The sequence below is a fragment of the Arthrobacter rhizophilus genome (assembly GCF_026241105.1).
In the GTDB taxonomy this organism is placed as follows: Bacteria; Actinomycetota; Actinomycetes; order Actinomycetales; family Micrococcaceae; genus Arthrobacter.
Window position 1 is genome coordinate 188,250 of sequence record NZ_JAPFFT010000001.1, and the last position, 18,473, is coordinate 206,722.

Below are 18,473 nucleotides of genomic sequence, written 5' to 3' on the forward strand. Positions count from 1 at the left end.
CCGAGGAGTGCAGCCGTGTGTAAACCGTGGTTTTCTGCCGATGCCATTGCTGCACATCTCGGCGTGACCAAGGAGACCGTCTACATAAGGGGATCGCCGAACGCTCCGTGCCGGCCCAATTCCCTTAGAACAGCGGCCAGGGCACCGCCGGCATCTCACCGCTCGGAGCCGGAAACCGCCCTGCCAAGCGCAACCGGTCGCAGCGCGCGGCGAGCGATGCGATTTCTTCGGCGCTGAGCAATTCCGCCAGGTTTCGGCCCAGCCCGCCGTGCAGTCCTTCGCTGACACGATCGATGCCCTCGCGTTCCTCGGCGGTCAGAGCGTCTCCCAGCCATCCCCACAGCACCGTGCGCAGCTTGTGGTCACGGTGAAAGGTGAGCCCATGGTCCACGCCGTGCCGGTGTCCGTCCGTCATGGCAAGAACGTGGTCGCCTTTGCGGTCGGCGTTGTTGACGATCGTGTCGAACACCGCCATTCGTCTGAGCGCTGGCGAGTCTTCGTGAACGAGGGTGACCATCCGTCCGTTCTCATCTCGTCCCTCGAGAACGTGTTTCCAGCCCGTCTCCGGCACGTGGTCTGTCGCCACCAGGTTCACGGCGTTTTGTGCGGGGTCTTGCTCCTGCCAGAGCTGCACCATTCCTTCGCCCATCGGACCATCGCGCAGCCAGGTGCGCGGCACGATGTCCCAGCCGAAGGCCCGCGAGACAAGGTAGGCGGCCACCTCCCGGTGTGCCAGGGTGCCGTGGGGAAAGTCCCACAGCGGAGTTTCGCCTGCTATCGGCTTGTAGACGACCACCACGTCGCCGATGCTGCCCAGAAATGTAGCGTTTGAAGCCGTCGTGATGCGGCCGGTGAGCGTCAGCTCGGCGGTCACTAGGTCCGGCGTTGGCATCAGACCTCGGGAAGGGTGCAGATGTGCCCGTCGGCCTCTATGGGGTAACCGCAGAGCGAGCACGTCGGACGCCCGGCGCCCACGATCTCACGGGTGCGCTTGGCGAATGCGCGGGCGGTGCCGACCGGCATTCGCACCAGCAGCATTTCGGGCTCGTTAGCGCCGCCCTCATCAAGCGATGCGTCGTTGTCATCAGCATCGGCATCGGTGATGGGGTAGGCCTCTAGTAGGACCTGGGCCGTGGTTGGGTCCCAACCTAAGCTCATGGCGCCGGTTCGGAACTGCTCCTGAACGGCGTCGAGCTGGTCATTGTCGACAAGTTCAATGGGGGTACTCGTGGGAACGCTGAAGGGGTTGCCCTCGACGGTGATGAGCTGGTCGAGAATTTCGTCGATCTTCTCCGCGAGCAGAGCCGACTGCTGTTTCTCCAGGGCGATACTCACGATCTGCGTCCCTGCGCGCACCTGCAGGTAGAACGTGCGCGCCCCCGGAAGGCCAATGGTGCCGACGACGACGCGATCAGGCCAGGCAAACTCGTGAACACGTGTAGGCATGTCAGTATTTTAGGCCAAAGAGGCTCATGGCGCCTTTTGCCCTGCCCCGCCGCCCACCGGCGCATCCCCAGAGTGGATGCCGTTCGAGAGCCACGACAGATCACCTGCTTCGGTGTTGGTCGCGTAGACGGTCGGCCGGCTAGCGCCGTAGCGCACGATCGATACGGAGGCGGGGCTCACGTTAATACGCTGGAACAGGTCAAGGTGCATGCCGAGCGCGTCGGCGAGGATTGACTTGATGACGTCACCGTGACTCACCGCCACCCAGACGGCCCCTGGCCCGTACTCGGCTTCGAAGGCTGCATCGTGGCGTCGAATCGCTGCCACCGACCGAGCCTGCATCGCGGCCATGGATTCACCGCCGGGAAAGACGACGGCGGACGGTTGCGACTGCACAACCGGCCACAAATCCTCGGTCGCGAGATCACTGAGCGTGCGGCCCTGCCACTGGCCGTAATCGCACTCGGTGAGATCGAGATCGACCGGCGCGTACGGCGTGCCAGCCTGGCGATCGAGGATGAGTTGGGCGGTCTGCTGACAACGCTCAAGAGGGCTCGACACCACCCCGACCAAGGGCACGGCCGCGAGCCGGTCCCCGGTCCGAGCCGCCTGGTCGCGTCCGATCTGGTCCAGGCTGACGCCGAAGGCCCGACCGGCCAGCAGCCCAGTGGCATTGGCTGTGGTGCGGCCGTGCCTCACGAGAATAACTGTCGCCATCCACCCAGCCTAACCACCCGCAGTAGTCGAGCGAAAAGTCGCTTAGCCCCGACGGGCGACATCCTGGCTCAGAATATTGGGCCAGGTTTCGACATCTCCTGGGGTGCGGGCGACCGTCAGCGTTGCTTGCGGGAGCAGTGCGGCAAGGGATTCCGCGGTTGACAGCGGGTGGCCCGGATCATCGACCCACGCCAAGATTGTCGTCGGTACGTCGATTCGCGCGATGGCCCCAGGAGCAGGCAGATCGCTGAGTGCCGCGCCTCGAAACAACGACGGCAATAGGGCGTCGGCGACATCGGGCACCGTCTCCGGCGCTCCAATTGTGGCCGGCGGCGGCGTTGCTCCGCGCGTGGTGGCGAGGAATTCCTCGACACCAACAGATTCGATTAGCGCTGCGGCAACTCGGTAGTTTGCAGCCTGTGCAGCTCGGGTTTCCCACGCGGTGGGTGGCACCATAAGCGTGAGCCCGGTAAAGCGGTCTGGCTCGCGGGAAGCGGCGTGCAAGAGTGTGCCGGTACCCATTGAGGGACCAACTCCGTGGACACGTTCGCCTGGGAACCAGTGATCGAGCAGTCGCAGGAGGTCGTCGGCGAGGTTTTGCCATTGATATTCCTCGGGAACCTTCCGCCCCGTCGACCGGCCATGGCCGCGCGCGTCGTACCGCAGCAGTCGAGTTCCACTAAGCCCTCGACCGAGATCAAGGTTGAGCACCCGATCGTGCGCGCGGCTTGAGGTAAGGCCATGCAATTGGACAACCGGGTGTCCACCTTCGTCGCTCAAAGCAACCGCAAGCTCGGCTCCGGGAACTTCGAAAGTGGGCATCAGGCTCCTCGTTTCGTGACTGACCGCGTCACGTCGAGCGGCCGCGTTGAACATTCAGGCTATCCGGGGCGATAGGATACTGCCATGCGGCTGACCAACGTCACGCACCTGCGCCTCCCGTTCGGACGACTTTGGGGCTACGACGTCAGTGTGTCTGCGCTCGACCAACGTCTTCCAGTGTCCTTTGACCAGCGGCTCCACGTGGGGGCAGGCGACCGCCCCGGCTCCTGGATGGCATTGTCTTTTCGGCTGCCTTCACCAACTCGTCGTGAGTCAATTGCCGATGCCTGGCTGGCTGTCGTCGCCCGTCACGGCACACTGCGAACGGCATTTGTGCCCGGCGCGGATGGTGATCCGGAGCTTCACGAAATCAATGTTGGTCCGGGAACCTGGGTCGAGCATCAGGTATCTCCCGGCCAGGCCGTCAATGACGCGGTGCGGGACATTCTCGATGCCGCATGTTCGCCATACCAACAGCCCTCACACCGGCTGTGCGTATTGGAGACTGCTGCTGGACTCACCGTCGTGATTGCGGCCGACCACGCCCACGTCGATATGTGGTCGATGCTGGTGATCGCGCGAGACCTGCTCTCGGCGCTCGATGCTGGGAGGGCGGGCCGTGAACCGTTGCCCGGGCCAGCGCCCGCATTTGTTGAACACACTCAAGCACTGCTAGATCGGAATGCGGCGCCGGACCATGTGCGTCAGCGATGGGAAGACATCATCGGGGAAAGCGGCGGCGTCATGCCGCAATTCCCACTGCCCCTGGGTGCGCCCGATCCGCAGCGCGAGCGTGTAGAAGTTCGCGATGTGTTCGATCTCGACGACGGTGCGGCATTTGCTGCGCAGGCCCGCGACGACGGCGTCTCGACGCTCGCACTCGCTGTTGTTGCGATGACAGCGGTGACCCGCGAGTTGGCGGGAACCCCGCTGCGAGCTGTTTTTCCCGTGCACAGCCGCTTCGACGACCGCTGGCATGACTCAGTCGGCTGGTTCATTACTAATTCGGTACTTGAGTCGGCGGTCGCCGAGCCGCGCGCTGCGGCGGCCGCGGTAAAAGAAGCTGTGCAGCTTGGCTCGTGGCCGCTCGCGGACGTGCTGGCTCCATGGGGCTGCATGCCCGTAGCTCCTGGTATGTTCGCGATCTCCTGGCTGGACCTGCGCAGACTGCCGGTGCGAATCGACTCTGTCGGACTCGACGCCCATTACGTGAGCGCGACAATCGACACCGACGGCGTCATGCTTTGGTTCATCCTGGATGAGTCCGGTCTGCACTTGAGATGCCGTTATCCCGACACCGTTGAGGCTCGAGCCAACGTCGGCGGATGGCTTGATCTGCTGGTCGCTCGTTTGCAGGCAGATGCGCGATCCTCAGTTCGAGGACTGCTGCGGGTGGCGGGCCGGACCTTCAGGCTGGAACGGGCGAGTCGCGATGATGTCGAGGCCATCGCCGCGCTCCTGTCTGATGATCAGTTCGGTCCCGATCGTGAGTGCGTCGAGCTCGAACGATACGAGGCGGCCTACAACTTGGTTGTTCGCGACAGTTCCAACTATCTGGGGGTTGTCCGCAATGATGCCGATCGCATCGTTGCCACAATGCAATTGACCGTCATTCCAGGTCTTTCCCGGGGTGGTTCTTCCCGACTACAGATCGAGGGACTGCGAGTTGCGGCCGCGGAACGCTCCCATGGCTTGGGCACCGCGATGCTTGAGTGGGCACACAATTTTGGGCGTGCGCGTGGTGCGCAGCTGGCACAGGTGACCACCGACGAAGCACGGGAACGGGCTCGAGCCTTCTACACGCGACTCGGATATCGGACTGCCCACGTAGGACTGAAACGGAGCATATAGAAGTCGGCACAGGCCAGGCTAGTCTGTTTTCGGATACCAGACCACAGTCGCAGGTTCATCGTCGTGAGGTGCATTGTCTGGCTCGTCCACATCAGGTTGGCCGTGGGCCAAACCAGACCATTGGTACTCTCCGCCCGGGTGAATCTCCGGGAAGTCCGATACCTCGCCCTCGCTGCTTTCTTTGTCACGGGGACCGCCCTCGTAAGTGAATTTTTCGCCCATACTCCTCAACGTAAGCCCCGGGACCCTGCCTGCATACCCCTTGAGCATGCCTGCGGCTCCTGAACCCGATCGAGGGTGATCCTACGATCTCTTCTCCAGGTTTCTGCCTGTCATCTTCAGTGATGGAGAATTAACTTATACGAGCCCCGGTTCGCCTTGAACCGGGGCTTTTGTCATGAGGGCTGGATCATGGAAGCACTTGGACGTCCTTCAATGATTGCATCTCGATAACAAACTTTACTGCCGGGAAACTTTGGACCCAAACATCCGGTCCGGGCGCTAGGCTACTGCTCATGTGAGACGAGCCACAAGCCTGCTGAGGGGGTTGTGGCAGTCTGCCGGAGTCAACAGCGCCGGCTTTTTCCACTCAAAAAATAGGAGGCGGAATGCGTTTCGGACGTACTTCCAAAGCAGTGGGCATCGCGGCAATCGCCGCAATCGCACTGAGCGCCTGCGCCGGCAATACCGGCGGCAACACCCCGTCCACCGGAGCGGCCAAGCAAGGTGGCACGGCCACCGTCGTCGAGGTCAACGCTTTCAACACGTTCAACCCCAACACCGCCGACGGCAACACTGACATCAACTCGAAGGTCAGCTACGCCACGCACTCGGGCTTCTACTACATCGACAACAAGCTGAATGTCGTCCACAACGACAAATTCGGCAAGATGGAAAAGGTCTCGGATAGTCCGCTGACTGTGAAGTACACCATCAACGACGGTGTGAAGTGGTCCGACGGCACGCCTGTTTCGGCCGCAGACCTCCTCCTCCAGTGGGCAGCGTTCTCCGGCTACTACGACGACGCCGACGCGAAGGCCAAGACCGGCACGTCGTACTTCTCCTACGCTGGTGACAACTCGGGCCTCAGCCTGACGGACTTCCCGGAGATCAGCAACAACAACAAGACTCTTACGCTCAAGTACTCCAAGCCTTTCTCCGACTGGGAGATCGTCCTGGGTGGTCCTGGCATTGACGTTCCCGCCCACGTCCTGGCCCAGAAGGCCGGACTCAAGGACACGCAGGCCCTGATTGACTTCTTCAAGAGCAAGCCGCGCGGAGATGCCAAGGCACCCCAGCCCGCCGACGCGAAGCTGAAGGCAATGTCGGACATGTGGAACACCGGCTTCGACACGAAGACGCTTCCCGCAGACCCGACACTGTTCCTCTCGAACGGCCCTTACATCGTCAAAAGCATGAACCAGGACCAGTCCCTCACCATGGTCCGCAACAAGGACTACAACTGGGGACCGACGCCGAGCCTTGACGAAATCACCGTCCGCTACATCGGTTCCGCGCCGGCTCAGGTCCAGGCCCTCAAGAACGGCGAGGCAGACATCATTGCCCCGCAGGCTTCCGCTGACACTCTTGATCAGCTGAAGGCACTCTCCAGCCAGGGCGTAACCGTTGACCAGGGCAACCAGCTGGCCTTCGACCACTTGGACCTGAACTACTCGGGACCGCTGGCCGACCAGAACGTGCGCCAGGCCTTCATGAAGACCGTGCCCCGCAAGGACATCGTCAACAAGATCATTGGCAAGCTTGACCCGAACGCCAAGCCGCTCGACTCGCAGATCTTCGTCCCGCAGCAGGCTGCTTACGCGGATTCGGCCAAGAACAACGGTTCCGCGGCCTACCAGGATGTCGACATTGACGGCGCCAAGAAGCTCCTCAACGGTGCCACTCCGGAAATCCGCATCATGTACAACAAGGACAACCCCAACCGTGTTGACGCCTTCTCGCTGATTCGCGAATCGGCTGCCAAAGCCGGCTTCAAGATCGTCGACGGCGGCCTTGGCAAGTCCGACTGGGGCAAGGCACTGGGCAAGGGCGGCTATGATGCCACCATCTTCGGCTGGATCAACCCGGGCGTTGGTGTCTCCGGCGTTCCGCAGATCTTCAGGACGGGCGGCGGCAACAACTTCAACCAGTTCAGCAGCGCTGACGCGGACAAGTTGATGGAAGAGCTCGTGGTCACCACGGACCGCACCAAGCAAGATGACCTTGAGAAGCAGATCGACAAGAAGATCTGGGACTCCGCATACGGTGTGCCGCTCTTCCAGTCCGTGAACGTGGACGCTTACAGCGACCGCATCACCGGTGTGAAGCTCATGCCGAACCAGACTGGTGTTTGGTGGAACTTCTGGGAATGGGCTCAGAAGTAAGACCCAACTCAGCGAGCAATATCGCCAGCCGAGGCGCCGGGACCGACGTATCATGGTCCCGGCGCCTTCGGGTTGGTGAACCGGTATATTGTCTGCTTCCCAACGACCTCATGCAGGGAAGGGGCACGATTCTGCGATAGGCGCCGGCGACCCCGGGCCTGGATTTCGAGGTTCTTCACCATGGTGACCTATATCGTCCGGCGGCTCATCACCGCCGCATTCATTCTTCTTGGAGCATCATTCTTGGTGTATCTCCTGACAGCGTTGTCCGGGGACCCCTTGGAAGAGCTCCGCACCAGCAGTGCACCGAACCGGCAAGCGTTGATGGATGCGCGAATCAATCTGCTTGATCTCGACACCCCAGCGCCGCTTCGCTATTTCAAGTGGCTAGGCGGCGCAGCCCAGTGCCTGGTTCCCCTCGGCAACGCCTGCAATCTCGGCAAGAACATCGCCGGGCAGCCAATCACGGAGGCCCTCGGCTTCGCGCTGGTTCAAACCCTGACGCTCGTTACCGGTGCGACAATCCTTGCGATTCTCATCGGCATTTCGCTCGGCATCGTCACCGCACTCCGCCAGTACAGCGCGCTGGATTATGGCGTGACGTTCATGGCATTCCTGTTCTTCTCATTGCCGATCTTCTGGGTAGCCGTCCTTCTTAAGGAGTTCGGTGCCATTGGCTTTAATGACTTCCTGCGAAATCCGGAAATACCGCCGGCTGTGGCCCTTGGGATCGGGGCCGTCTTGGGCCTCATTGGGGCCGTCGTCGTGGGCGGCGAAGTGAAACGCCGGCTGATCGTCGGAGGCTCTGTCTTTGCTGCCGTTTCGCTTGTTCTTTTCTACTTCTCGCTGACTCAATGGTTCCGCAATCCGGGCCTGGGGCCGGTCCTCATCGCGATCATGGGGGCGGGAATCGCCTTCGGAATCACCATATTGGTTTCCGGGCTCAAGAACCGCAAGGCACTGCAATCGAGCCTGATTGTGGTGGGCATCGGTGTGATCGCCTATTTCGCTGTGCAGCCGCTGCTCAGTGACGCGACCGGGCTCATGATCTTCCTCCTTGCAATCGCCACCATCCTGGTTGGCGTCGCGGTGGGGTACTTCATGGGCGGCTACGACCGCGGCCAATCCATGCGCGCCGCCGGACTCACGGCCTTCCTGGTCGGAGCCCTTGTGGTCGTGGACCGGTTCATGCAGGCCTGGCCCTCGTATTTCAACAACAGCCGGGTGCGCGGACGCCCGATCGCCACCATCGGAGCGGGAACACCGAACATCCAAGGCGATTTCTGGATCATGTCAACAGACACCTTGACCCACCTCGTCTTGCCGACCATTGCCCTGATCCTTGTCTCGTTGGCCAGCTACACGCGGTTCACGCGCTCGTCGATGCTCGAAATCATGAACATGGACTACATCCGCACAGCGCGCGCCAAGGGCCTGAGCGAACGTTCCGTCATCATGGGCCACGCGTTCCGGAACGCTCTGATTCCGATTGCAACGATCGTCGCCTTTGACATCGGTGCATTGATCGGTGGTGCCGTCATTACCGAAACGGTCTTTTCCGTTCGGGGCATGGGTTTCTTGTTCATTGACGGACTGCTGCACACGGACCCGAACCCGGTGATGGGCGTGTTCCTTTGTGTGGCTATCACCGCCATGGTCTTCAACCTGATAGCGGATCTCGCGTACTCCGCGCTCGACCCACGCGTAAGGATCAAAGCATGAGCCAGCCAACCCAAGAGGACGAACTCCTCGCGCAACAGGCACTTGCCGAAGCGGCAGCCACGCATGGAGGCGGCGAAGTTACCAGCGGCCTGAGCCAGGGCCAGATTGTCCGCAAGAGATTTTTCGGCCACACCGGCGCCCTGATCGGACTCGCGGTTTTCGCCGTGATCTTCCTGCTTGCCTTCACCTCGGTGGGCGCGTTCGGGATTCCCGGGTGGTGGAAGTACACCCACGTTGACGTCTCGCCGCTCGTCAATGATGGTGCTCCGACCTCATCGCTGTGGCCGTTTGCCTGGGGCGAGCATCCGTTCGGCCAAGACCGGATCGGGCGCGATCTGTTTGCCATGACGATGCGTGGCGCGCAACAGTCAATCACCGTGATGCTACTGATCGGTGGTATTGCAGGTGCGATCGGCGCCATCGTCGGAGGACTAGCCGGCTATTTCCGAGGCTGGGTCGAAGCCGTTCTCATGCGCCTGACGGACGTCATCATCATCATTCCGTTGCTGCTCCTCGCGGCCGTGGTTGGTCAGATAGCCAACCGCCGGGACGAGGGCAGCTGGCTGAACGGGTTTGCCGCCAACAACGGTGTCGTCATTCTCGGCATCTTCCTCGGATTTGTGAGCTGGGTGGGCCTCGCCCGTCTTGTCCGCGGTGAGTTCCTGACGCTCCGTGAGCGGGAATTCGTCGATGCTGCCCGGATCTCCGGCGCCTCCAACGCGAGGATCATCTTCAAGCACATCCTCCCGAACGCCGTCGGTGTGCTGATCGTCAACGTGACGCTGACCATGTCCGCCGCCATCCTCTTGGAGACCGCCCTCAGCTACCTGGGCCTCGGAGTGAAGGCTCCGGACACGTCGCTCGGCCTGCTCGTCGCACAGAACCAGGAGGCGTTTGCCACTCGCCCATGGTTGTTCTGGTTCCCGGGCTTGTTTATCATCCTTATCTGCCTCAGCATCAACTTCATCGGCGATGGCCTGCGGGACGCTTTCGACCCGCGCCAGAAGAAGTTCCGGGCCAAGTCCGCGGTCGAGACCGCAAAGCACTCCAGCACGACGACGGCGCCGGTCGCCGATACTCCGAAGGGCAGCTGAGTGGGACCCGCCAGGGGAACGCTAGTACCGGAAGACCGCCCAGTAACTGGCCGCGGCCAACGCCACCGTGGCCGCCACGCGGAACCATTCGACCGTGACCGCCACTATGGCGTCCTCCGCCCGGCCGGGCTCAACCCGGCCGGACTCCACGAGGGCTTGCCAGCGGGTGCGGACCAAGACGGCTGCGGCACCCGAATCGGTGTTCTTGAGATCTCCGGGACGAACCGAACTGCCAGGACCGTATGTGGTGCCTGGGAGCCCTCTCAGGTGCTCGGGGCGGGCATTGCGTCCGCCCCAGATCCCGGGCGCCGGTGCGGCCCACGCGGAGTATTTTTTGCGTGGCGTCATGAGCGTCAGGGCGTAGCGGGTATCCACCTGCACCAGGGCATCCCACGGGACCTCAACGGTCCTGTAAGGGTTCTCCAGCCGTACGCCGGAGTCCCTGACCACCACCACCGGGCGCCAGAACAGCAACCAGCCGATGAAGGCCACAAGGAGCAGGGGAGCGGTGCCCGGAAGGGCTCCCGGACCGGCCACCACAAGCGTCACGACTACCCCGAAGGCCGCTATTGCCCAACAAGCCCAGGCGAACAGCCTGCTGGTGCGGGCCTTGAAGATTTCGACATTTCCGGCATGGGGCTCTCGGCTCATGCCCCTAATAATTCAGGATTCCGGGCTACTTCACTAATCACCCCTTGGAGGGTGGCCCGGGCGGAAGGGAATACCCAACATGACTGACAATGCCAGCCCCGAACCTGAGGCAACCCCGCTTGAGACTGCCTCGGACAAGACAGCGCTGGGGAGCGTGGTCCTGGAAGTGCGCGATCTCAGCGTCGACTTCGGTGTGGAGAAGAAATGGGTCCCGGCCGCCATCGGACTGAACTATGAGGTCAGGGCGGGTGAGGTCCTCGCGATCGTCGGTGAATCCGGTTCCGGCAAGAGTGCCAGTTCCATGGCTTTGTTGGGATTACTTCCCAGCAACAGCCGGGTCACGGGGAGTGTGAAGCTCTCCGGCAAGGAGTTGCTTGGCGCCAAATCCGGCACCATCAGGGAGGTCCGCGGCAAGGATGTTGCCGTGATCTTCCAGGAACCGATGACGGCGCTCAACCCCGTCTACACGGTGGGTGCCCAGATCGTTGAGACGATCCGGCTTCACAACGTGGTCTCCCCGGACGAGGCCAAGGAGCGCGCATTGCGTATGTTGGACCTCGTGGAGCTTCCTGACCCGGAGAAGGCCTTCAAGTCGTATCCGCACCAGCTTTCCGGCGGCCAGCGCCAGCGGGCCATGATCGCCCAGTCGTTGTCTTGCGACCCGAAACTGCTGATCGCGGATGAACCCACCACGGCCCTGGACGTGACGGTCCAAGCTGAAATCCTGGACCTGATGCGCAATCTGCGCAACAAGCTGGATAGCGCCATCGTCCTCATCACGCACGACATGGGTGTGGTGGCCGACCTCGCTGACCGTATAGCAGTGATGCGCAAGGGCGTCATTGTGGAAACGGGTACAGCGCAGCAGATCTTCAGCAACCCGCAGCATGAATACACGCAGGCGCTGCTGGCAGCTGTTCCCCACTTGGGCCAGGGCGCGGACAGTCCCGACGTCGATGTCACTGCGGCCCTGGCTGCGGCCACGCACACCGAGCTGGAATCCGTTGAGCATGACGAGTTGCTCCGCCGGGAACGTGAAAACCAGGCGGCTTTGAAGGCGGCGGCGGAAGAAGCCGCCAAGCCCAAGGGCAACCCTGTGCTTGAGCTGATCGACGTCGCCATCGAGTACCCCAAGCAGGGCCGTGTTCCTGCGTTCCGTGCTGTCGAGGGGGCAAACCTGGTCATCTACCCGGGTCAAGTGGTGGGCCTGGTTGGGGAGTCGGGATCCGGCAAGACGACCATTGGACGCGCCGCCGTCGGGCTCTTGCCTGTGGCCGCCGGCAGCATGCATGTGGTGGGTCAGGACATTTCCGCAGCGAAACGGAATGGAAAGCAGCTCCGCGAGGTCCGTCGGGATATCGGCATGGTTTTCCAGGATCCGTCGTCGTCGCTGAATCCGCGGCTGCCTATCGGTGAGAGCATCGGCGAACCGATGTTCCTTGCCGGGGTCGCCAAGGGCGTGGAACTGCAGAAGCGGATCGAGAACCTTCTGGACCAAGTGGAGTTGCCCCGCGGTTACCGCAACCGTTACCCGCATGAGTTGTCGGGCGGGCAGAAGCAGCGTGTCGGTATTGCTCGTGCGCTCTCCCTGCAGCCCAAGCTTATGGTGGCGGATGAGCCGACGTCGGCGTTGGACGTTTCGGTGCAGGCGAAGGTTTTGGAACTCTTCCAGAACCTGCAGAAGGAACTGGGATTCGCGTGCCTGTTCGTGACCCACGACCTCGCCGTGGTTGATGTGCTGGCCGACCGGATTTGCGTTATGCAGCGCGGCCGGATCGTGGAGCAGGGCACCCGGGAACAGATTCTCCGTAATCCGCAGGAACCTTACACGCAAAGGCTGCTTGCTGCGGTACCGCTTCCGGACCCGGAGAAGCAGCGGGAGCGCCGGGAACTGCGGGCGCAACTCATGGCCGCCGGCATCGAGTAGCAACTTCGCGCCAAGCAGCTCGCAGCACAAACGGACTGCCGCTCATTGCAAAGAGTCCCCGTGGCCAAACGGTCCATGGGGGCTCTTTTTTGTACCCCGGGCGTCCTTTCGCGCTTCCACGAAAGACGTTTGGCGTGCCCGAAAACCCCTAGTTTCTTGCGAAAAGTAGGGGTTGGGTATGTCAAGTGTACCAAGGAGTAATCCATTACGTGAAGTGACTGCTTCATTTACTTGAAATGACTGCTTCATTACTAAAACTGTCAAGTGCATACTTGGGTCCATGTGCCAATGGGATTCCATATTTCGGACATGGTGTGGTTAGGATTACACATCCATGTAGGCCGCGTCACAGGATAATTCTGTGTCTGGCCCCCGGGGCAGCCATGAGTTGCCCCGACCCATCCCCCTGAATCCATAGGAGGCGGAATGCGTTTTTCGCGCACTTCCAAAGCTCTTGGCTTGCTGGCAGTCGCCGCACTTGCCCTCACCGGATGTGGCAGCTCTGCCTCCGGAAGCAGTGGCCAGACCGCTGCCGGCGATCCGAACAAAATCATCACCGCATACAGCAATGAACCCCAGCACCCACTGATCCCTTCCAACACCAGCGAGGTGTACGGTGGCCGCGTTGTCGACCTCCTGTTCGAAGGCCTGACCAGCTACGACGCCAGTGGCAAGTCCGTGAACGCACTCGCGGAATCCATTGACACGAGCGACGGCCAGAACTACACCATCAAGGTCAAGAAGGGCGCCAAGTTCACCAACGGCGAGGCAGTCACCGCCAAGAGCTTCGTTGATGCTTGGAACTTCGCCGCCCTGAGCACCAACGCCCAGACCAGCAGCAGCTTCTTCGAATCCATCGAAGGCTACGACGCGGTCAGCGCTACCACGAAGACCAAGGGCGCGGACGGCAAGTCAACGTCGACTCCCGCACCGACCGCCCAGACGATGTCCGGTTTGGTGCTGAAGGACGATTCGACCATCACGGTCAAGCTGGCACAGCCGGAAGCCGACTGGCCGCAGCGCCTCGGCTACTCCGCGTTCATGCCGCTTCCGGCTGACGCCCTCAAGGACCCGAAGGCCTTCGGCGAAAACCCCATCGGCAACGGCCCGTACAAGATGGCCGCCAAGGGAGCCTGGCAGCACGACAGCCAGATCGCCCTCGTCAAGAACTCGGACTACCAAGGCACCCGTATGGCCAAGAACGGCGGCGTGACCTTCAAGTTCTACACCGACCCGGCTCCGGCTTACACGGACGTCCAGGCCAACAACCTTGACGTTACCGACGTCCTGCCGACGAACGCCCTGAAGACCTACACCACGGACTTCGCGGACCACAACCTGAACAAGGCTTACGCAGGCAACGCAACCCTGAACATCCCGAACTACCTGCCTGAGTTCCAGGGACCGGCCGGCCAGCTGCGTCGCCAGGCCATCTCCATGGCGATCAACCGCGATGAGATCACCAAGGTCGTCTTCAACGGCACGCGTATCCCGGCGAAGGACTTCACGTCTCCGTCCATTGACGGCTACAACGCCAACGTGACAGGCTCCGACGTTCTGAAGTTCGACGCCGCGAAGGCCAAGGACCTCTGGGCAAAGGCAGACGCCATGAGCCCGTGGCCCGCCGCAAAGGTTCTTCAGCTCGCGTACAACACCGATGGTGGCAACAAGGAATGGATTGACGCCGTTGCCAACAACCTGAAGAACAACCTTGGCATCAAGGCAGAAGGCCAGCCGTTCGCCAAGTTCGCCGAGATCCTGAACCTCCGCACGGCAAAGACCCTCCCGGGCTTCACCCGCGCCGGTTGGCAGGCAGACTACCCGTCGCTGTTCAACTTCCTCGGCCCGCTGCTGAAGACCGGTGCCAGCGCCAACTACGAGGGTTACAGCAACCCTGAGTTCGACAAGCTGCTGACCGAGGGCCTGGCATCCAAGTCCACGGGCGACGCAAACAAGAAGTTCACCCAGGCACAGGAAATCCTCTTCAAGGACCTTCCGAACCTGCCCCTGTGGTACCAGGCACGCCAGGCTGTATGGAGCCAGAACGTTAGCAACGTTGACTCCGGCTGGAACGGCGTCCTGCTGTACTACAACATCACCGCAAAGTAGTCCTACTGGACTTGTTCCAAGCTCGTTAGCGTATGGGGGTCCGGCCACAAACCGGGCCCCCATGCCTTGATTCGGCACGAAAGCTGTCCCTAATGAATCCCCACATTTTCAAGAGCGCCCAGGAAACCTTGCTGTGATCCAGTACATCCTCCGGCGTTTGCTGCAGGTCATCCCGGTCTTCCTGGGAACCACCCTGCTTGTGTACTTCATGGTCTTTGCCCTCCCGGGCGACCCCATCCGCGCCTTGTTCGGCGACCGGCCGCCCAGCGAGTCCGTCATTGCCGCACTGCGCCAGCAATACAACCTCGACCAGCCGTTCTGGGTTCAATACGGACTGTTCCTCAAGAACCTGTTCACGTTCAACCTCGGCGTTGACTTCACCGGTCAACCCATCGCAGCCACCCTTGGCCGCATCTTTCCCGTGACCGCCATGCTCGCCGCTGAGGCCTTGGCGATCCAGGCCGTCTTCGGTGTGGCCTTCGGCCTGATCGCCGGACTGCGCAAGGGAAAACTCTTTGACTCGACCGTGCTGGTTGCCTCCCTCGTCGTCATCGCCGTCCCCACCTTCGTGCTGGGCTTCGTGCTTCAGCTCGTCGTCGGCGTGCAGCTCGGGTGGGCCAAGCCCACCGTGGGATCCACCGCGGACTGGGGCACGCTGATCCTCCCGGCCACCGTTCTTGGCCTCGTGTCCTTCGCCTACGTGCTGCGCCTGACCCGCGCCTCGGTCATCGAAAACATGAACGCCGACTACGTCCGCACGGCAACCGCGAAGGGCCTATCCCGCCCTCGCGTTGTCCTGGCCCACATCCTGAGAAACTCCATGATCCCCGTGGTCACCTACCTCGGTGCGAACCTTGGTGGCTTGATGGGCGGCGCGATCGTCACCGAAGGCATCTTCAATGTGCCGGGCGTCGGACAGAAGCTCTACCAAGCAGTTATCCGCAGCGAGGGCCCCACCGTCGTTGCCATCGTGAGCGTGCTGGTGCTGGTGTTCGTTGCCGCCAACTTGTTGGTCGACCTCCTGTACGCCTGGCTTGACCCGAGGATCCGCTATGAAAAGTAACCGTCAAATCGAGCACTACGTTGCCCCCATCGAGGAGACACCGCTGCTGGCGACCGATACCCTCAAGGTCGACGCAGCACCCCTGAGCCTGTGGGCAGACGCCTGGCGGAAGCTCCGCCGTCGTCCGCTCTTCATCATCTCCGCGCTCATGATCTTCCTGCTCCTCGTTGTCGCGTTCTTCCCTGGCCTGTTCACGCAGACAGCCCCGGACGACAACTGCCAACTGGGCGACTCCCTGGCAGGCCCCTCGGCCGGCCACCCCTTGGGATTCACCTTCCAGGGCTGCGACATCTACTCCCGCGTCATCCACGGCACGCAGGCATCCTTGACCGTCGGCGTCGTCTCGGTCATCTTCGTCCTGATCATCGGCGTCACGCTCGGCGCGCTGGCTGGGTTCTTCGGCGGCTGGGTTGATACCGTCATTGCCCGCATTGGCGACATCTTCTTCGCGTTGCCTTTGGTCCTCGGCGCACTGGTAGTTACCCAGCTCCCCTTCTTCCGCGAGAACAAGAGCGTCTTCACGGTGGTCATGGTCATCGTGATGCTCGGTTGGCCCCAAATGGCCCGTATCACCCGAGGTGCCGTGATCGAGGTCCGCAACGCCGACTTCGTCACTGCCGCACGCTCGCTAGGTGTCTCCAAGATCGGCACACTGGTCCGGCACGTAGTTCCGAACGCGCTCGCGCCGATCATCGTCCTTGCCACCATGGAACTGGGTGTCTTCATTGTTACTGAAGCAACGCTCTCCTTCCTTGGCATTGGGCTGCCCGGCAGCATCATGTCCTGGGGTAACGACATTTCCGCGGCGAAGGACACCTTGCGCACCAACCCCGAGGTGCTGATGTTCCCCGCAACAGCACTGTCCATCACGGTCCTGAGCTTCATCATGCTTGGCGACGCGCTGCGTGACGCGCTTGACCCCAAGAGCCGCAAGCGATGAAGGAGGCAATCATGACAACGTCCAACATCACCATCGACGAAGCCGGAACCGAAGAGCGTCCGCTCCTGGAAATCCGTGACCTCGCCATCTCCTTCCAGACGGCGAGCGGCGAGTTCCAGGCCGTCAAGAACGCACACCTGACCATCATGCCCGGCGAGACAGTCGCCATCGTGGGAGAGTCCGGTTCCGGAAAGTCGACGACGGCGCTCGCCGCCATTGGTCTCCTGCCGGCGAACGGCCGGGTTTCCGGCGGCCAGATCCTGCTCGATGGCGAGGACATCTCGCACGCACCGGAACGGCGCATGATCGAGCTGCGTGGCAACACCGTCGGCATGGTCCCGCAGGATCCGATGTCCAACCTCAACCCGGTGTGGAAGATCGGCTACCAGGTCCGCGAGACCTTGCGCGCCAACGGCAAGCCCCATGCTCCGGCTGATGTGGCCCGTGTCCTCGGGGAAGCCGGCTTGCCGGACTCGGCGCGGCGTGCCAAGCAGTACCCGCACGAATTCTCCGGCGGCATGCGCCAGCGGGCACTGATTGCCATCGGCCTGTCCTGCCAGCCGCGGCTGCTCATTGCCGATGAGCCGACGTCGGCCCTCGACGTGACAGTCCAGCGTCAGATCCTGGACCACCTCGAGACCATGACGGCGGAGCTCGGTACGGCAGTCCTGCTTATCACCCACGATCTTGGCCTCGCGGCTGAACGCGCGGACAAAGTGGTGGTCATGTACCGCGGAAACGTGGTGGAAGCCGGTCCTTCGCTGGAACTGCTCCGCAACCCGCAGCACCCCTACACCCAGCGGCTGGTGGCGTCGGCCCCGTCGTTGGCTTCCCGTAGGATCCAGGCAGCCAAGGCTGAAGGCATCCAAACGGAAGAACTCCTGGCACCCACAGAAGCTGTGGTTGAAAAGGCGCTCCCAGAGGACGTTCTGAAGGTCGAGAGCCTCAGCAAGGTCTTCAAGTTGCGCTCGGGAGTGGGCAGGTCCACCGACTTCACCGCAGTGGACAACGTCTCATTCAACGTCAAGCGCGGGACGACGACGGCGATCGTGGGGGAGTCGGGATCCGGCAAGTCCACTGTGGCTCAGATGGTCCTTAACCTCCTGCCGCCGACGTCGGGGCGGATCGTGTTCGACGGGGTTGACACCTCCACGTTGAACAGCCGCGAGATCTTCAAGTTCCGGCGCCGCGTCCAGCCGATCTTCCAGGACCCGTACGGTTCCCTTGACCCGATGTACAACATCTTCAGGACCATCGAGGAACCGCTCCGGACCCACAAGATCGGGGACAAGGTCAGCCGCGAGAAGAAGGTCCGGGAGCTCCTGGACCAGGTTGCGCTGCCGCAGTCGACCATGCAGCGATACCCGAACGAGCTCTCCGGCGGCCAGCGGCAGCGCGTAGCGATCGCCCGGGCGCTGGCACTGGATCCCGAAGTGATCATCTGCGACGAAGCGGTCTCCGCCTTGGACGTTTTGGTGCAGGCCCAGGTGCTGAACCTGCTGGCCGAGCTGCAGTCCAATCTTGGCCTGACCTACCTGTTCATCACGCACGACCTCGCCGTCGTACGGCAGATCGCGGACCATGTCTGCGTGATGCAGAAGGGCAAGCTCGTGGAAACGGGCAGCACGGACAATGTCTTCGATTCGCCGCAGCAGGAGTACACCAAGGCACTCCTCAACGCGATTCCCGGAGCAAGCCTGATGCTGCCGCCCGTGGTGGCCTGACCCGGCTCAGCAACCGTCATTCA

14 protein-coding genes are annotated in these 18,473 nt (G+C 62.0%); 9 read left to right on the plus strand and 5 right to left on the minus strand.

Annotation, left to right across the window (positions count from 1 at the left end; all coding sequences use genetic code 11):
• Positions 1-124: 124 nt before the first annotated feature.
• From OOZ51_RS00845 to OOZ51_RS00860, 4 genes are read right to left on the minus strand one after another with little or no spacing between them, the layout of a single operon-like run.
• Positions 125-892, minus strand: coding sequence for an SCO1664 family protein (locus tag OOZ51_RS00845; protein WP_265976992.1), 768 nt, complete (start codon positions 890-892; stop codon positions 125-127).
• Positions 892-1,446, minus strand: coding sequence for a DUF3090 domain-containing protein (locus OOZ51_RS00850; protein ID WP_265976993.1), 555 nt, complete (start codon positions 1,444-1,446; stop codon positions 892-894). Before OOZ51_RS00850 ends, OOZ51_RS00845 begins: the two co-directional genes overlap by 1 nt.
• A 24-nt stretch (positions 1,447-1,470) precedes the next feature.
• Positions 1,471-2,163 carry a histidine phosphatase family protein gene (locus OOZ51_RS00855; RefSeq protein ID WP_265976994.1) on the minus strand — a complete coding sequence of 231 codons (693 nt, stop codon included), beginning with the start codon at positions 2,161-2,163 and terminating at the stop codon, positions 1,471-1,473.
• A gap of 42 nt (positions 2,164-2,205) precedes the next feature.
• Positions 2,206-2,985 (minus strand): alpha/beta fold hydrolase, encoded by a 780-nt coding sequence (locus OOZ51_RS00860; RefSeq protein ID WP_265976996.1) that lies wholly within the window; start codon positions 2,983-2,985, stop codon positions 2,206-2,208.
• Positions 2,986-3,069: 84 nt separating this feature from the next.
• Between OOZ51_RS00860 and OOZ51_RS00865 the strand changes: the two genes are divergently transcribed.
• The 4 genes from OOZ51_RS00865 (at position 3,070) to OOZ51_RS00880 (ending at position 10,036) form a co-directional block, all read left to right on the plus strand.
• Positions 3,070-4,836 carry a GNAT family N-acetyltransferase gene (locus OOZ51_RS00865; RefSeq protein WP_265976997.1) on the plus strand — a complete coding sequence of 589 codons (1,767 nt, stop codon included), beginning with the start codon at positions 3,070-3,072 and terminating at the stop codon, positions 4,834-4,836.
• Positions 4,837-5,444: 608 nt separating this feature from the next.
• Positions 5,445-7,220 carry an ABC transporter family substrate-binding protein gene (locus OOZ51_RS00870; protein WP_265976998.1) on the plus strand — a complete coding sequence of 592 codons (1,776 nt, stop codon included), beginning with the start codon at positions 5,445-5,447 and terminating at the stop codon, positions 7,218-7,220.
• Between the two features lie 180 nt (positions 7,221-7,400).
• Entirely contained in the window at positions 7,401-8,942 is a 1,542-nt protein-coding gene (locus OOZ51_RS00875) for an ABC transporter permease (RefSeq protein WP_265976999.1), read from the plus strand.
• Positions 8,939-10,036, plus strand: a complete 1,098-nt coding sequence (locus OOZ51_RS00880) for an ABC transporter permease (protein ID WP_265977000.1) — start codon at positions 8,939-8,941, stop codon at positions 10,034-10,036. Before OOZ51_RS00875 ends, OOZ51_RS00880 begins: the two co-directional genes overlap by 4 nt.
• A gap of 21 nt (positions 10,037-10,057) precedes the next feature.
• Here OOZ51_RS00880 and OOZ51_RS00885 read toward each other — a convergent pair whose 3' ends face one another.
• Complete coding sequence (locus tag OOZ51_RS00885; RefSeq protein WP_265977001.1) at positions 10,058-10,687, minus strand: PH domain-containing protein; 630 nt, start codon at positions 10,685-10,687, stop codon at positions 10,058-10,060.
• A gap of 79 nt (positions 10,688-10,766) precedes the next feature.
• Between OOZ51_RS00885 and OOZ51_RS00890 the strand changes: the two genes are divergently transcribed.
• From OOZ51_RS00890 to OOZ51_RS00910, 5 genes are all read left to right on the plus strand, one after another.
• Positions 10,767-12,614, plus strand: coding sequence for an ABC transporter ATP-binding protein (locus OOZ51_RS00890; RefSeq protein ID WP_265977003.1), 1,848 nt, complete (start codon positions 10,767-10,769; stop codon positions 12,612-12,614).
• A gap of 426 nt (positions 12,615-13,040) precedes the next feature.
• Positions 13,041-14,723: a peptide ABC transporter substrate-binding protein gene (locus OOZ51_RS00895; RefSeq protein ID WP_265977004.1), complete on the plus strand. Its 1,683-nt coding sequence runs from the start codon at positions 13,041-13,043 to the stop codon at positions 14,721-14,723.
• A 133-nt stretch (positions 14,724-14,856) separates the two neighbouring features.
• The gene (locus tag OOZ51_RS00900; protein WP_265977005.1) at positions 14,857-15,786 is read left to right on the plus strand and encodes an ABC transporter permease; all 930 of its coding nucleotides are present in this window, start codon (positions 14,857-14,859) and stop codon (positions 15,784-15,786) included.
• Entirely contained in the window at positions 15,776-16,726 is a 951-nt protein-coding gene (locus OOZ51_RS00905; protein WP_265977006.1) for an ABC transporter permease, read from the plus strand. The genes OOZ51_RS00900 and OOZ51_RS00905 overlap by 11 nt, the downstream gene beginning before the upstream one ends.
• 11 nt (positions 16,727-16,737) lie before the next feature.
• Positions 16,738-18,450, plus strand: coding sequence for a dipeptide ABC transporter ATP-binding protein (locus OOZ51_RS00910; RefSeq protein ID WP_265977007.1), 1,713 nt, complete (start codon positions 16,738-16,740; stop codon positions 18,448-18,450).
• The last annotated feature ends 23 nt before the right edge of the window (positions 18,451-18,473 follow it).